The sequence below is a fragment of the Roseivivax sp. THAF30 genome, assembly GCF_009363575.1.
In the GTDB taxonomy this organism is placed as follows: domain Bacteria; phylum Pseudomonadota; class Alphaproteobacteria; order Rhodobacterales; family Rhodobacteraceae; genus Roseivivax; species Roseivivax halotolerans.
This window is the reverse complement of the sequence record NZ_CP045389.1, coordinates 1,798,043-1,812,107: the sequence shown is the minus strand read 5'-3', so window position 1 is coordinate 1,812,107 and position 14,065 is coordinate 1,798,043. Positions and strand designations below refer to the sequence as shown.

15 protein-coding genes are annotated in these 14,065 nt (G+C 58.9%); 6 read left to right on the top strand and 9 right to left on the bottom strand.

Going from position 1 to position 14,065, the window contains the following annotated elements; all coding sequences use genetic code 11:
- Positions 1–15: 15 nt before the first annotated feature.
- The 4 genes from FIU91_RS08815 (at position 16) to FIU91_RS08800 (ending at position 2,736) form a co-directional block, all read left to right on the top strand.
- Entirely contained in the window at positions 16–276 is a 261-nt protein-coding gene (locus FIU91_RS08815; protein WP_152462197.1) for a metal-sensing transcriptional repressor, read from the top strand.
- An 8-nt stretch (positions 277–284) separates the two neighbouring features.
- Positions 285–1,604: an MFS transporter gene (locus FIU91_RS08810; RefSeq protein ID WP_152462196.1), complete on the top strand. Its 1,320-nt coding sequence runs from the start codon at positions 285–287 to the stop codon at positions 1,602–1,604.
- A 113-nt stretch (positions 1,605–1,717) separates the two neighbouring features.
- Positions 1,718–1,987, top strand: a complete 270-nt coding sequence (locus tag FIU91_RS19670; protein WP_058123685.1) for a hypothetical protein — start codon at positions 1,718–1,720, stop codon at positions 1,985–1,987.
- A gap of 104 nt (positions 1,988–2,091) precedes the next feature.
- Positions 2,092–2,736, top strand: a complete 645-nt coding sequence (locus FIU91_RS08800) for a hypothetical protein (RefSeq protein WP_092813095.1) — start codon at positions 2,092–2,094, stop codon at positions 2,734–2,736.
- A 7-nt stretch (positions 2,737–2,743) separates the two neighbouring features.
- On the opposite strand, the gene FIU91_RS08795 is transcribed toward FIU91_RS08800, so the two are convergent.
- The 5 genes from FIU91_RS08795 to FIU91_RS08775 form a co-directional block, all read right to left on the bottom strand.
- A complete protein-coding gene (locus tag FIU91_RS08795) occupies positions 2,744–4,075 on the bottom strand; it encodes an APC family permease (protein ID WP_092813092.1) in 1,332 nt (443 codons plus the stop codon).
- 48 nt (positions 4,076–4,123) lie between these two features.
- A complete protein-coding gene (locus FIU91_RS08790; protein WP_371418285.1) occupies positions 4,124–6,412 on the bottom strand; it encodes a copper-translocating P-type ATPase in 2,289 nt (762 codons plus the stop codon).
- 135 nt (positions 6,413–6,547) lie between these two features.
- Positions 6,548–7,468 (bottom strand): prolipoprotein diacylglyceryl transferase, encoded by a 921-nt coding sequence (lgt, locus tag FIU91_RS08785; RefSeq protein WP_027238585.1) that lies wholly within the window; start codon positions 7,466–7,468, stop codon positions 6,548–6,550.
- 105 nt (positions 7,469–7,573) lie between these two features.
- The gene (locus FIU91_RS08780; RefSeq protein ID WP_007803435.1) at positions 7,574–7,960 is read right to left on the bottom strand and encodes a DUF302 domain-containing protein; all 387 of its coding nucleotides are present in this window, start codon (positions 7,958–7,960) and stop codon (positions 7,574–7,576) included.
- A 140-nt stretch (positions 7,961–8,100) separates the two neighbouring features.
- Entirely contained in the window at positions 8,101–8,709 is a 609-nt protein-coding gene (locus FIU91_RS08775; RefSeq protein WP_244889225.1) for an EF-hand domain-containing protein, read from the bottom strand.
- Positions 8,710–9,052: 343 nt separating this feature from the next.
- On the opposite strand from FIU91_RS08775, the gene FIU91_RS08770 reads away from it, so the two are divergent.
- Positions 9,053–9,664, top strand: coding sequence for a hypothetical protein (locus FIU91_RS08770; RefSeq protein ID WP_152463696.1), 612 nt, complete (start codon positions 9,053–9,055; stop codon positions 9,662–9,664).
- Between the two features lie 76 nt (positions 9,665–9,740).
- Here the strand turns inward: FIU91_RS08770 and FIU91_RS08765 are convergent, their stop codons facing one another.
- From FIU91_RS08765 to FIU91_RS19755, 4 genes are all read right to left on the bottom strand, one after another.
- A complete protein-coding gene (locus tag FIU91_RS08765; RefSeq protein WP_092813083.1) occupies positions 9,741–10,406 on the bottom strand; it encodes a L,D-transpeptidase in 666 nt (221 codons plus the stop codon).
- A gap of 38 nt (positions 10,407–10,444) precedes the next feature.
- On the bottom strand, positions 10,445–10,930 hold the full coding sequence (locus FIU91_RS08760; RefSeq protein ID WP_092813080.1) for a disulfide bond formation protein B: 486 nt from the start codon (positions 10,928–10,930) through the stop codon (positions 10,445–10,447).
- A gap of 140 nt (positions 10,931–11,070) precedes the next feature.
- Positions 11,071–12,333, bottom strand: coding sequence for a multicopper oxidase family protein (locus FIU91_RS08755; RefSeq protein WP_152449577.1), 1,263 nt, complete (start codon positions 12,331–12,333; stop codon positions 11,071–11,073).
- A gap of 125 nt (positions 12,334–12,458) precedes the next feature.
- Entirely contained in the window at positions 12,459–13,040 is a 582-nt protein-coding gene (locus FIU91_RS19755) for a L,D-transpeptidase (RefSeq protein WP_012187183.1), read from the bottom strand.
- Positions 13,041–13,219: 179 nt separating this feature from the next.
- On the opposite strand from FIU91_RS19755, the gene FIU91_RS08745 reads away from it, so the two are divergent.
- Positions 13,220–14,056, top strand: coding sequence for a DUF305 domain-containing protein (locus FIU91_RS08745; protein ID WP_012187184.1), 837 nt, complete (start codon positions 13,220–13,222; stop codon positions 14,054–14,056).
- Positions 14,057–14,065: the final 9 nt, after the last annotated feature.

The window sequence follows — 14,065 nt, the reverse complement described above, 5'->3', positions numbered from 1 at the left end:
GGATAAGCCGTTATTATGACAACTCACCATGTCCATGCAAGTCATCCTGCTCTCGTCACACGGCTGAAACGCGCTGACGGCCACCTGCGCGCCGTGATCGAGATGATCGAGGCGGGCAAGCCGTGCCTTGAGATCGCACAACAGATGCAGGCGGTCGAAAAGGCGATCACGAATGCCAAGCGGGCGCTGATCCACGACCACATGGACAATTGCCTCGACGCCGAAGGCTCGGAGACAGATCGTGCCGAGCTGCGAACGATCGCGCGTTACCTCTGAGGTCCGCCATGCTCGACATCCTCTCCGACCGCACTTACCGCCATCTGTTTCTGGCGCAGGTCGTGGCGCTTCTGGGAACCGGCCTCGCGACGGTCGCACTCGGCCTGCTTGCCTTCGACCTTTCAGGGGACGGGGCGGCGCTGGTGTTGGGCACGGTATTCACCATCAAGATGGTGGCCTATGTGGGCATCGCTCCCATTGCCGGGGCCTTCGCGGACCGCCTGCCGCGCCGCGCGCTTCTGGTGACGCTCGATCTCGTGCGCGCAGGCGTTGCGCTGGCACTGCCTTTCGTGACTGAGGTCTGGCAGGTCTATGTTCTGATCTTCCTACTGCAATCGGCCTCCGCCGCCTTCACGCCGACCTTTCAGGCGACGATCCCGGACGTTCTGCCCGAAGAGGCGCGCTATACCCGTGCATTGTCGCTGTCGCGGCTGGCCTACGATCTGGAAAACATCGTCAGCCCAACGCTAGCGGCCCTTCTGCTCTCGGTGATGTCCTACAATTCGCTCTTCGTTGGCACGGTTGCGGGTTTCGCCGGCTCGGCGCTGCTCGTGGTCTCTGTCCTCCTGCCAAACCCGAAATCGTCCGAGCCGCGCGGCATCTATGATCGGACGACACGCGGTATCCGCATCTATCTGGCCACGCCCCGCCTGCGCGGGTTGCTGGCGCTGAACCTTGCGGCAGCGGCGGCCGGGGCAATGGTTCTGGTCAATACCGTCGTTTTGGTACGCGGATCGCTCGGCCTGTCGGAAAGCGCGCTGGCCTGGACGATGTTCGCCTTCGGCGCTGGCTCCATGACGGCCGCACTGCTCCTTCCGCGCGTACTGGATGCGCTGCCAGACCGGCCCGTAATGTTCGGCGGTGCTGCCCTGATGGTGGCGACATTGTTGGGGTCGGGGGGAACAGTCCTGACCGCCGGCCTTGGTTGGTTCATCCTATTGGGGGCCTGGCTGCTGGTAGGTCTGGGATATTCCGCCGTTCTCACCCCGTCTGGCCGGTTACTGCGCCGGTCCGCCCATGCCGGGGATCGCCCCGCTCTGTTTGCGGCGCAATTCGCGCTGTCGCACGCTTGCTGGCTGGCGACCTATCCACTGTCGGGCTGGCTGCTGACGGTCTACGGTGTCGTTCCTGCGCTGATCGGTCTGGCGCTTCTCGCGGCCACTGGCATGCTCGCCGCTCTGAAACTCTGGCCAGCGAGCGATCCCGTGGAGCTTGAACACACGCACGACAACCTGCCACTTGATCATCCGCACTTGAAGGGGCATCGCAGGCACAGCCATGCTCTGGTGATCGACGAAAGCCATCCTCGCTGGGCCACACATTGCTGAGCGTTAGCGATTTGACGGAGGGACTGTCTAATCAAGATGGTTCGCAAACCTGTGAAAGAGGGAAGCCGATACCAGAGCGGCCAAAACAAACCAGCCAGAAGGATCATCAATTTATGTACACACGAAGCGCACTTCTTCTCACAACCGTCTTGGCCCTTGGGGCTTGCTCGGAGTCTTTCTCGAATTCACAAAACGCGTCGTCACGCCCGCCGTTACCGGAAAATATCCTGGAACTGGCAGCACCGAACCAAGACCTCGCGACCGCCTATCTGCGGCCCGAGGACAACTGCTACTGGTACATGCACGCGAGTCCGGTTGAAACAACGCGATTGCCGCTCAGGACGATCGAGGGAAACCCGATTTGCGTCAAACGGGCCGAGTAAGCGATCTCTGGGAATGCCCGCAACCGGCTTGTCGCTTCCGTCCGCTTGGGAGGGATCGATAACGTATCATCGACCTAGTGGTGCCCACATGGCAGGCTATTTCAATGGATAGATTTTTCTCTATCAGTATGCCCGCGGCTCAGTTTGTTAGAAATGTCCTGCTGTTCAGCTTCGCTGCATTACTGCCGGTCCTGTTGTTCTACGTCTTACTGGCTCCGGGCTTTGCTCCGGCTCTTGCTGCCGGCGGACCGGCACTCATGCGCTTTCTAAGGCAGGTTGCGACCAACGGTTTGCCCGTGGTTTTTGCCGTCAACTATGTCAGTTTTTTCCTTTTCGCTATGACAAAGCAACCAAAGGCGGGCTCAAGAGACACGGCGTTTTTCGTGCTGGTCGATGTGTTGCTCAGAGCCCTTCTCTTTCCAGGTCTACACGCGCTTATATACGTTCTATCTGCCGACTGGTTCGGGTCATTCGGCGGCAATCGTTCAACCGCCTTGGCGGTTGTGTCCCCGACTCTTGCGCGCTCAGCGTTTTTCGAGAACATCTCCGGCGTTTACCTCTATGCGACCATGATAAGCGCGTTGCCGCTCTACGTTTCGGCTCTCGGGCGGTCGGAATTTCTTGGACCGATTGTTCGTCGCTTGCCCATGAACACAAGCGTGATGCTGCTTGCCCTGGCTGCGTTTGCCTTGTCGGTCGGGCTGATCACGATCGGCGCACAAGGCATCGCATCTCTTCAGGCCAGGTGATGGCAGGCTAATCACCGTGGGCGTGGGCGGGGGCGACTTGCGGTGCCACCCATTGCGACAAGTAAACGCGCTGGAAGGCGAACACAGCGATCATCCCAGCAGCCGCGTAGAGAACAATCATCGGGTCGCTTTGAAGCTTCATCACGGTGAAAGCTGCCAGTACAACTACATCGAGCGCCAGGGCAGTCAAAAGCACGATACCTGAGGCGCCGACGTCTGCTCGACGATAGTGGAACACGCCCCAATGTATGATCATGTCCATGACAAGGTAGAAGAAAGCACCGAGGGATGCGATCCGGCCAAGATCGAAAAGCACGGCCAACGTCGCGGCGATGACAACGGTATAGACCAGTGTGTGGCGTTGGATAGGGCCGGACATACCGAAATGGCTGTGCGGGATCATTTCCATGTCGGTCAGCATCGCCAGCATACGCGACACCGCGAAGACGCTGGCCAGAACGCCCGATGCGGTTGCGACAGCGGCCAGGATCACCGTCAATATGAAGCCGGTTTGTCCAAGGGCGGGCTGCGCCGCTTGTGCAAGAGAATAGTCACGCGCTGAGATGATCTCCTCGATCGTCAGACTCGAACCAACCCCGAAGGCGACCAACAGGTAGGCGACGACGCAGATCCCGATCGAGAACATGATCGCTCGGCCAACGTTGCGGTTTGGTTCGGTGATCTCGGCCCCGCTGTTGGTGATCGTCGTGAACCCTTTGAAGGCGAGGATAGCCAGCGCCGTGGATGCTATGAAACCCGTGATGCCATAGGATTGAGGCGTCTCGGAAGCCGCAGCGAACGCAAAACCACTAGACCACAAAGCAGCGATGCCGAACAGAGCTATGCCACCGATCTTGATTGCTGCCATAATCAATGAAAACAGCCCGACCGAGCGGTTTCCGGCCATGTTCACCAGAAAGGCGAAAACGATTACGGCCACGGCCAGAGCGGGGACCAATGGGCCACCTTCGATATCGAAAGGGCGCAAGACATAGGTGGCGAAGGTCCGGGCGACGAGGCTTTCCGCGATCACCATGCTGAGCGCCATCAGCAGTGCGGCCCCGCCCGCGATGGCTCCGGGGCCATAGCATTTCTGCAGGATCATGGCGATGCCACCCGAGGACGGCCATTTGTTCGACATCCTGATGTAGCTGTAGGCGCTGAAGCTTGTGACGACCGCGCCGGCGATGAATGCAAGCGGGAAAAGCGGGCCGGCGAGCTGCGCGATTTGCCCCGTCAACGCAAAGATTCCAGCGCCGATCATCACGCCTGTCCCCATCGCAACGGCTCCGCCCAGACTGATGGAATTTTCGCGGTACGTTTCTTTTTCGCTCTGCATAAATGGCCCCCTTTTAATTTTGGTTCGTCCGAACGCTGTTGCGCGCTTCTAGATACGAACGCCGCGAAGGCGCAGCGAATTGAGCACCACCGAGATTGACGACGCGCTCATGGCGAAGGCAGCAAACATCGGACTGATGAGGATGCCAAAGAAGGGAAACAGAACTCCCGCCGCGACCGGCACGCCGGAGGCGTTGTAGATCAGCGCGAAGAACAGGTTCTGGCGGATGTTGCGCATCGTGGCCCGGGCGAGCCGCCGCGCACGCACGATACCATCAAGGTTGCCCTTGACCAGCGTGACGCCCGCGCTTTCGATGGCCACATCGGCGCCGGTGCCCATGGCGATGCCGACATCGGCCTGCGCGAGCGCGGGGGCGTCGTTGACGCCATCCCCGGCCATGGCGACCTTGTGGCCCGCCTCTTGCAACTCAAGGATGATCCGCGCCTTGTCCTCCGGCAGTACGTCGGCCCGGATCTCATCGATTCCGAGCCGCGTGCCGATGGCCTTGGCCGTGCGTTCGTTGTCGCCGGTCGCCATGATGACGCGGAACCCCAGTTCATGCAGATCCTCGATGGCTTCTGGCGTGGTCTCCTTCACTGGGTCGGCGACAGCAACTAGACCGGCGATCTCGCCATCCAGCACAACGAACATGACCGTCTCGCCTTCGTCGCGGCGGGCATTGGCCTTGGCGGTCAACGCGCCCGCCTCGAGCCCCAATTCGCGGATCATCGCCAAATTGCCGAGCGCGACCGCTTTGCCGTCAACGACCCCCTTGACGCCCTTGCCAGTGACCGCCTCGAAGTCCCGTGCCTCGTCCATTTTGACATCTCGCTCCTCCGCACCCCTGACGATCGCTTCGGCCAAGGGGTGCTCCGATCCGCGCTCAAGCGATGCGGCGAGACGCAAGACCTCGGCTTCGTCGTGGCCGGGTTGCGGGAGTACGTCGACAAGCCGCGGCTTGCCTTCGGTCAACGTGCCGGTCTTGTCGACGATCAGGGTATCGACTTTCTCGAACCGCTCCAGCGCCTCGGCGTTCTTGATCAGCACCCCTGCCTGAGCGCCCCGTCCTGTCGCTGTCATGATCGACATCGGTGTCGCCAGGCCAAGCGCACAAGGACAGGCGATGATCAGAACCGCCACCGCCGAAATCAATGCGTAGGAAAGCGCAGGCGCGGGCCCCCAGATCGCCCAGGCGATGAAGGACAGGACCGCGATACCGATGACGGCCGGAACGAAATATCCCGCCACCTTGTCGGCGTATTTCTGGATCGGGGCGCGCGAGCGCTGCGCGTTCGACACCATCTCGACAATTTGAGCCAGCATCGTGTCGGACCCGACACGCGTCGCCTCCATCACCAGACTGCCGGTGCCATTGATCGTCGCGCCGGTCAGCGGGTCGCCCTCGGTCTTCTCGACCGGCACGGGTTCACCGGAGATCATGCTTTCGTCGACCGAGGACCGGCCGTCCAGAACCACGCCATCGACCGGCACCTTGTCACCGGGCCGCACGCGCAGCCGGTCCCCGACTTGCACGTCCTCCAGCGGGATTTCCTCCTCGGATCCGTCGTCCCGGATGACCCGCGCGGTCTTTGCCGCCATGTCGAGAAGCGCGCGGATCGCCTTGCCGGTCCCCTCGCGGGCGCGTAGTTCCATCACCTGGCCGAGCAGCACCAGCGTCACGATCACCGCCGCCGCCTCGAAATAGACGCCGACATGGCCTTCGGAGTCTCGGAACCCATCCGGGAATATGTCCGGTGCGAGAACGGCAACGACGCTGAAGAGCCAGGCGGCAAGAACGCCCATGCCGATCAGGGAGAACATGTTGAGGTTCAATGTGCGGAACGAAATCCATCCGCGTTCCAGAAACGGCCAGCCGCACCACAAGACCACTGGCGTTGCCAGGATTAATTCGATCCATTGTGTGGTGCTTTCGCCAAAAAAAGTCCGGACTGCGGGGAAACCGACGAATGGCCCCATCGTGAGGACAAGGAGCGGGATCGTCAGGACTGTGCCGACCCAGAACCGCCGTGTGAAATCCACCAGTTCGGGATTTGGACCTTCATCGCCCGGCACACCGGATTCCAGTTCCAATCCCATACCACAGATCGGACACGCGCCCGGATCAGGCTGCCGCACCTGAGGGTGCATCGGGCAGGTGAAAATGGGACCATCATGTCCTGTAGGAACCAGATCATATCGGCCATCGGCCGGCGTGGCACCCGCGTGGTGTTCTTGATGATCATGTGCTGAATGGACCTCGAGCTCCGATTCCGGCACGAGGTGCATCCCGCATTTCGGACATTTGCCGGGCTCAAACTGCCGCACCTCAGGGTGCATGGGGCAAACGAATACCGAGGAAGCTGCTGTGGTTTCAGAACTGTCGGGGGTGCTCATTTTGCGGTCCTTTCCGAGAATGCTTCTCTTGCTTGGGGCTTCCATCCACAGGAGGGTCAAGAGAGATCAGTACGGCGATTACATTGCGGCTCTGCGGGGTGGCGCTGTCCGGCCCCGTTCCCGCCGGGCGAACACGATCAACGCCAGCCCGACCAGCACCATTGGCATGGAGAGCAACTGGCCCATGGTCAAACCCCACTCACCAAAGTGGAGCGCATGGCCAATTGGGTTATCTTCCGTCACGAACTGCTGGTCCGGTTGCCGGAACATCTCGACGAAATTTCGGGCAAGACCATAGCCGGTCAGAAACACGCCAGCCAAGGCACCGGGCATTTTCAGCCAGCCCCGGCCCCAAGCGAGATAAATGAGCAGTATTCCAAGAATGAGCCCCTCCAATACCGCCTCGTACAGCTGGGACGGGTGTCGGGCGCAGAGGCCGCTAACCCCTGGGCAGGCCTGCGCGACTTCGCCGGGAAAGATCACCGCCCAGGGAACGTCCGTTGGACGCCCCCACAACTCATTGTTGGTGAAGTTCGCCAGCCTTCCAAGAAACAAGCCTGGTGGTGTTGCCAAAGCCAGCAAGTCGCCAGTGCTGAGCAATGACGCGTTCTGTCTAAGGCAGAACAGCAAGGCCGCGATGACAACTCCCGCGAACCCCCCGTGGAAAGACATGCCGCCTTGCCAGACCATCAGAATTTCCAAGGGATTGGCGAGATAATATGCGGGCTGGTAGAACAGTACAAAGCCCAGGCGACCACCAGCAATCACGCCGATGATGATCCACGTCAGAAGATCTTCGATCTGCGTTCGGTCAAGCGGCGGTCCAGCTGACGTCCAGAGCGCGGGACGGCTTATGGCACTCGAACAAATGCGCCAGCCAATCAGGATACCGAAGATATAGGCTAGCGCGTACCAGCGGAGTGCGAATGTGACCCCCCCGATGTCGAAGGAGAAGAGGTCGGTTCCAATATCCGGAAATGGCAATCCCGCTGGCAGCACTGGTTGAGTTCCTCATCAGGAATTTACGTGGGGATTAGATGGCATTGATCGAGCACCGCTAAAGGCGCTCGATCTGCGACAGGGCATCCAACGCCCATCCCGCCATCACGCGGTGTCGAGGGCGTCCCGAAGGAGATCGCGGACTTCGCCGGCGACCGCGTCCAGGTCTTGGTTCTGCACCGCCTGCATCGAAGCGACAGGATCGACCGCGCTGACCTCGGTGTCGCCGTCCAGTTGCCGCAGGATAACATTGCAGGGAAGCATCGCACCGATGCGAGGCTCTATCTCGATGGCTTTGTGCGCCATGCCCGGATTACAGGCCCCCAAGATGCGGTAAGGCGGCATGTCCGCATCAAGTTTCTTTTTCATCGTCGCTTTGACGTCAATCTCAGTCAGAACGCCGAAGCCCTTGTCTGCCAAAGCATCCCGAACACGCATCTCTGCGTCATCGATTTTGGTGTCTTTCAGGACGCGATCATAGGTATAGGCCATGGGAATTTTCCTTTCCGTGTCTCTATTTGTTGGCATACCGAGGCTAAACGGTTCAGGTCGCGGTTCGGTTCAATGTCCCGACCGCGAATGGTTTTGGGGTTGTGAGGACGGGTGCCGGAAAAAAACCGGCACCCATTGGCTCAGTTGTCCTGCATCATGGAGCCGTTGCCCATGCCCTGACCGTTGCCAGGCCGCGCAGGCGCATCTGCCATATTCGACCGCATCATCTGCATCCGCTCCATCCTATCGGCAGGAGCGGCCATCTCTTCCGGCGTCACCGCGCCGTCGCCATCGGCATCGAGGTGTTGGAAGCGATCCACCATCATTTCGCGGATCATCGCGCTGTGGAGAGCTTCAAATTCAGTAATCGAGAGGCTTCCATCCCCGTCGCTGTCAAACTCGGAAAGCTTGGCCTCCAGCAGCGTGCGCATTTCTTCCGGCGTCGTTGTGCCGTCTCCATCAGTGTCGAACATTTGCATCATGCCGCCAGCCATGCCTGGGCTCATCATACCACTGCCCATGCCTGCGCCCATCATGCCTGCGCCCATCATGTTTCCGTGCATGCGCTTCATCATGTCCATCATTCCGCCCATGTTCCCCATCATACCGGGACCACCGTTCTGCATCATGCCTGGTCCGCTCTGGGCGCCAAATTGTCCCCCACGCCCGTGGTTGGCGTCCGCGAATGCGGCACCGCCAAGGGCGGTTGCAGCCAGGGTCATTGCAGCGAGTAAAGTGTTGCGTTTCATTTCGATCACCTCGTGTCAGTGTTGCGATACCCAGCATATGGGGGGCACCTGCAGATGCGGAATGCCACGCGAGCCGGTGTTTTGTATCGCGAGGTCACAAAGGCGGGGTCTGTTACAAATTGCGACAAATCAATTCGGGGCGAACGCTCCTCTTCATCTGAAACATGCGATATCCAGAAAAAAATGTGTCGAGGATCCGTATACCAACCGAAACCGAACCCATGTTTCGGTAGAGGTGAAATCCGGAAGAGTTGATGTCGAGATTGCTAGAGGCCCTGAATATCCCGAAAATTCAGTCATTCAACTCATGGCAGGAGGCTGCAAGGTGCGCTTTTCCAATCGCATTTTCTCAGTTCTAACCGTGGTGATTTTGGCGGGGTGCGGTGCAGGAAACGACATGCGCCCTGATGCTTCAGCCGAAGTCATCAGTAGTGCATCCTACCGTCACGACGGACCGGCTGCGCTGACGCTGTACACCATGATCAGCAACAGATCCGGGGCGGGTGCGCATAGCAGCGTCATGATCAATGGGTCGCAGCGCGTTATCTTCGATCCGGCAGGAACGGTCCGGCTGAGCGCGGTACCGGAACGGGGAGATGTGCTTTATGGCATTACTCCACAAGTGGCCGATTTTTACGCACGGGCTCATGCACGGGAGACCTACCACGTCGTCATACAAGAGATCGATGTGTCCCCCGAAGTCGCGGAGCAGGCCTTGCGGCTTGCAATTGCCAGCGGCCCAGCCGCTTCCGGTTTTTGTAGTGCCAGTACCTCCGCGGTACTCAGACAATTACCAGGATTTGAATCCATCGGACGCACATTTTTTCCAAAGCGCCTGATGGCGGATTTTGGCAAGTTGCCGGGCGTGCGAACCACAAAGCTGTTCGAGAACGATGAGGACGACAAATCCGTAGCGATCGCACAGTTCGATAGTTCACTTGCGACACAGCCGTGAGTGTTCGTCCAACAATTCATTGGAAGATGTCCCTGCACGACGCAGTCCTCGGCGTGTGAGCCAAAGATGCAATAGGTTAGCTTCGAGCGGTAACGCTGTCTTCGGCCGAGTAAAGGAACGCCGTCGATCCGACAGCGACATTCGGATAGAGATCATTGATGTGGGCCATCACCATGCGCACGCATCCCGAACTGGCCCGGCCGCCAATGCTGCGAGGGCTCGGCGTTCCGTGAATTCGAAGGTACGTATCCCGCTCTCCGACGAATAGATACAAAGCCCTGCTGCCCAAGGCATTGTTGGGGCCGGGCTCCATACCGTCGGCAAACCGCTCGTAAGCCTCCGGATCGCGTTCGATCATTGACTGCGTTGGCGTCCAGTGCGGCCATTCGACCTTTCGGCGGATCGTGTAGGTGCCGGGCTCGTAGAGATCGCCCTTGGCAATCGCGACCCCGTAGCGCATCGCAGTGCCACCTTCCTCGATATGGTACAGATAGCGCGCGATCGCATCGACGTGAATGTCACCCGGGCGCAAACCTTCATTCGCCAACACGCGTTGCGGCAGCAGCCTGGGATGCAGCCCCCATGGGTTGGTTGTTGCTGGGTCATAGTTGGCGGGCGTGACCTGCGCATCCCACGCCGCTTTTTCGGCTTTCGTCGGCCAGGTCTTTGCGAACACAGGGAAACTCAGAGACGCTGAAAACAGCGAACCGGAGAGTGCAAGGAAGTGTCGTCTTGTAACCATGAAGCGGAGCCTTCTGTTTTTATTGAGTGTGAGGCGATTCAAAAAACGTCCGCGACCCCACGCCATCGAACCTTAAGACTTTTTGCGATTGCGACCAACCAAAGGCAAGCAAGGACACCGCTTAGGATTGCGTTCCAACTGGCCATGGACAACGTCAGTAATTCCCAGACAACCTCATCGCACAGAACAAGAGTCGAAGCACTTGAGCTGGCAGAGGGCAGTAATTCCGATACCGACATTTGGGAGATATCGAGGCCGGATCCTGTGCAAGAAGTCGGTCCCTCCCACCAGCCGCGCTCGACACCGGTATGAAACACTCCCAACGCGGATGTGCTGAGTGCCGACAGGGCACCGATTATCAGGATTGGCAGGATCGGCAGAGCAAAGAGCAACATAGCGCCCATTCCAATGGCGATTGCGTGTGGGTAGCGTTGCCAGATGCACATTGCGCACGGCGCGTAGCCAAGAGCCTGGAAAACGAGGGCCCCAAGCAGCAAGGCAGCTGATCCTGCCGCCGCAAGCATACCCAGAGATTTTGGTGTCAGGGTCAATGAACGCTCCCATTGGCAATCGATGGACCTGTTTCTCGCTTCTCTGGCTACGTAAACGGCAGAAGGCCTGTTATCATTCAGAGATTTGTAACAGTATGTATCCGGCTCGACCCTCAGCCGACTCTGATCCACGTTGCCATACCGTCGGCTTGGTGGCTCAACATGTGGCAATGCAGCATCCACGATCCCGGATTGTCCAGGACGACGAGAATTTCCCGCGTCCCGCCGATCTCCAAATAGGTCGAGTCCCGGTATGGACCGGCTTCACCCGCCGCATCGAGTTCCCAGAAATGGTGGCCATGCAGATGCATGACGTGTGGGAACCCGGTTTCGTTGCGGATCGAAATGCGCGCGGTCGTCCCCTGCGCGGCGGATAGGAAAGGCCTTCGAGGCAGGCCGGATACGTCATTGAGCGCCCATGTCCCTGTGCCGTTGTGGGACGCGCTTCCCGCACCTCCCTGGAGCACCAGCTCCGCGGTTTGGCCGGGGTCTTTCGGGGCGGGCATTCGGTTGGCGGGCAATGCGGTGATGGGCGCTTTCGCGGGCTCACGGGAACCGGAAACAGCGATTTCGCCAAGGCTCAACGTCTGCTCTCCAAAGCTGTCGTCGAATCTAATAGGCCCGGTCGCATCACCAATCACATCGCATCTTTGCCCCGGAGCGAGAAGGATCGGTTCGAGCGTCCGAGGATGCGCCAGAGGCATGCCATCCAGTGCAACGATCTTGCCTATCAAACCATCCAGGCCGACACGGTACACCCTGTCGATAGAGGGATTTATGAGACGCAGTCGCAGACGGTCGCCTTGTCTCACATTCTTGCTGGTTCCATTGGAAACAAGCGCCGTGACCGTATTGCCGATACGGCCCTCGGTCGCGAAATGAGCCGGGTTGAACCCTTCGTCGTACTGTCCGGACTGATCCAACAAGACATCGAAGAACTGAACAACGATGTCATGGTCGACAGCCGGCGCATTTTGCTCCTCGACGATGAAGGCGCCGAAAAGACCGCGGCTGACCTGATCGTAAGACAGGTAATGCGAGTGATACCAATACGTGCCGGCATCCGGGACGCCGAATTGATAACGATACGAGTCGCCCGGAATGACCACATCCTGAGTGAGGACGTTGACACCATCCATCCGATTTGGAACCCGCAACCCATGCCAGTGAACGAGAGCGCCCTCCTCCAATCGGTTATCGAGGGTAATGCGGGCGGTTTGTCCTTGTCGCATTCTGACTTCTGGGCCCGGCAGACCACCGTTGAAGCCCAACATCGACACGTCGTACCCAGCAAGGTGCGCCTTGATCGATTGGGGCGCGAGGATCAACTCGTGTGTCGCTGCTGGCAAGCGGGTACCAGCCAGCGCAACGGTCATCCCGCCAAGGAAAGACCTCCGGCTCAAAGACAATTCCGTCACCTCATGAATGATAGACTGGCTTTCGCCAGCTGCCGCACTTGTGCCATTTCCGGAAGAGGAACTTCAAGGCGACAGAACACTCCTCACGCCGTTGTCACTTTGGGATACAGGAAGACGCGGGCGCCGATTTCAACGCGTTCGTACAGATCCTTCACATGTTCATTCGTCAACCGCGCGCATCCATTCGACACGGCAGACCCAATTGTCTCCGGGGCGTTCGTTCCATGAATGCGAAGATAGGTATCGCGTCCCTCGGCATCGTAGAGATAGAGCGCGCGGGCCCCGAGCGGGTTGTTTGGCCCGCCTTTCAGTCCATCCTTGTACTTTGCGTATTTGCGTGGCTCGCGCCGGATCATGGCGTTCGTTGGCCGCCACCATGGCCATTTGGCCTTGCGCGCTACCGTGAACTCTCCGGGTTCGTACAAACCTTTGCGCCCTACCCCGACCCCGTAGCGGATCGCCATCCCGTCCTCGAGCATGAAATAAAGGAAAAAATCGTCGGGAACGACGTGGACATCGCCTTTAACCCAGTCACCACGACGGGTGTTTACCAATTGTGGTTCGAACCGTTCGGGCAATTTGACTTTGTGGGCCCAGGCAGTTGTGGGCAGAAAGCAACCCATCGCTCCGGCACAAATCAATTCTCGTCTCGTGAAATTCTGCATGGCGCGATCTCCTCGGACCCATGAAAATTCAGTGCGCGTCAGGGGCAAAGAAAAGAAGCCGTGAACCGGGGCAAACGACGCGCCTTTGTTGCCTTGAAACTACGAAAATTCGTGCTTTTGGAACTCTCCAGCGCTGGAATGTTGTTATTTTACAGAGAACTGCAAGGAGGTGACTGGAAATGCACTACTCACGATTCTTTATGATGATCGGAACATCGACCGTGGTCATGTTCGTTCTGATGTACCTGAACACCTATCTTTGGGGCCATATCTTCTTTTCGGAGACACGCCTTTACATGGCCATCCTGATGGGGGCGACCATGGCCGTGATCATGTTGGCGTACATGTTGTCCATGTATCAGAACACCAAAGCCAACATCGCGATTTTCGTTGGCGCAATAGTCCTTTTCGCGGCGAGCCTCTGGCTGGTTCGCGGGCAATTCACGGTGCAGGACAGGTCCTACATGCGCGCCATGATCCCGCACCACTCGATCGCCATCATGACGTCGACTCGTGCCGAGATCACCGACCCGCGCGTCCGGGGGCTCGCAGACGACATTATCTATGCGCAGGACAAGGAAATCGCCGAAATGCGCTACCTTATTGCTGACATTGGAGCAAACGGCGAAGCATCGGCCACGCGAAGCGAAACGCCGGCGCAGGTTGTGGATGCGCAACAGGCGCTTCAAACGGAGGTCGTGTCGAAGGTCGATCCTGAGTTTCTGACGGAAGACGAAATCGCTGCGGTGTTCCCGAATGGCGGAAATTGCCGCTTTGCTTACACCTCGGACAGTCCGGCTGTACTGGTGACTGGTGAAACCGGCGAAGGGTCTGCAGCCGCAATGAAGATCAGCGGTGATCTGGTGCGCCTGAATGCGCAGGGCGAAAATGCATTTTCTGAAGGCCCGCTGTCGGCCGAGATCGCAGAGACGAACGGTGACCTGACCGATCTGATCGTCAGCGCGGGAACCGACTACGAAGCCGGGTTCCGTGGTCAACTTACGTGCAGCGGATAAGGAGGAAAG

Excerpts from the sequence above, each read along its gene's own strand:
- FIU91_RS08755 (WP_152449577.1), bottom strand. The coding sequence starts at position 12,333 with ATGACCGTTGCGCTGGCTGGTACCCGCTTGCCAGCAGCGACACACGAG.
- FIU91_RS08795 (WP_092813092.1), bottom strand. The coding sequence starts at position 4,075 with ATGCAGAGCGAAAAAGAAACGTACCGCGAAAATTCCATCAGTCTGGGC.
- FIU91_RS08765 (WP_092813083.1), bottom strand. The coding sequence starts at position 10,406 with ATGGTTACAAGACGACACTTCCTTGCACTCTCCGGTTCGCTGTTTTCA.
- FIU91_RS08790 (WP_371418285.1), bottom strand. The coding sequence starts at position 6,412 with ATGCACCCTGAGGTGCGGCAGTTTGAGCCCGGCAAATGTCCGAAATGC.
- FIU91_RS08775 (WP_244889225.1), bottom strand. The coding sequence starts at position 8,709 with ATGAAACGCAACACTTTACTCGCTGCAATGACCCTGGCTGCAACCGCC.
- FIU91_RS08780 (WP_007803435.1), bottom strand. The coding sequence starts at position 7,960 with ATGGCCTATACCTATGATCGCGTCCTGAAAGACACCAAAATCGATGAC.
- FIU91_RS08800 (WP_092813095.1), top strand. The coding sequence starts at position 2,092 with ATGGATAGATTTTTCTCTATCAGTATGCCCGCGGCTCAGTTTGTTAGA.
- FIU91_RS08815 (WP_152462197.1), top strand. The coding sequence starts at position 16 with ATGACAACTCACCATGTCCATGCAAGTCATCCTGCTCTCGTCACACGG.
- FIU91_RS19755 (WP_012187183.1), bottom strand. The coding sequence starts at position 13,040 with ATGCAGAATTTCACGAGACGAGAATTGATTTGTGCCGGAGCGATGGGT.
- FIU91_RS08745 (WP_012187184.1), top strand. The coding sequence starts at position 13,220 with ATGCACTACTCACGATTCTTTATGATGATCGGAACATCGACCGTGGTC.
- FIU91_RS19670 (WP_058123685.1), top strand. The coding sequence starts at position 1,718 with ATGTACACACGAAGCGCACTTCTTCTCACAACCGTCTTGGCCCTTGGG.
- FIU91_RS08810 (WP_152462196.1), top strand. The coding sequence starts at position 285 with ATGCTCGACATCCTCTCCGACCGCACTTACCGCCATCTGTTTCTGGCG.
- FIU91_RS08760 (WP_092813080.1), bottom strand. The coding sequence starts at position 10,930 with ATGCTTGCGGCGGCAGGATCAGCTGCCTTGCTGCTTGGGGCCCTCGTT.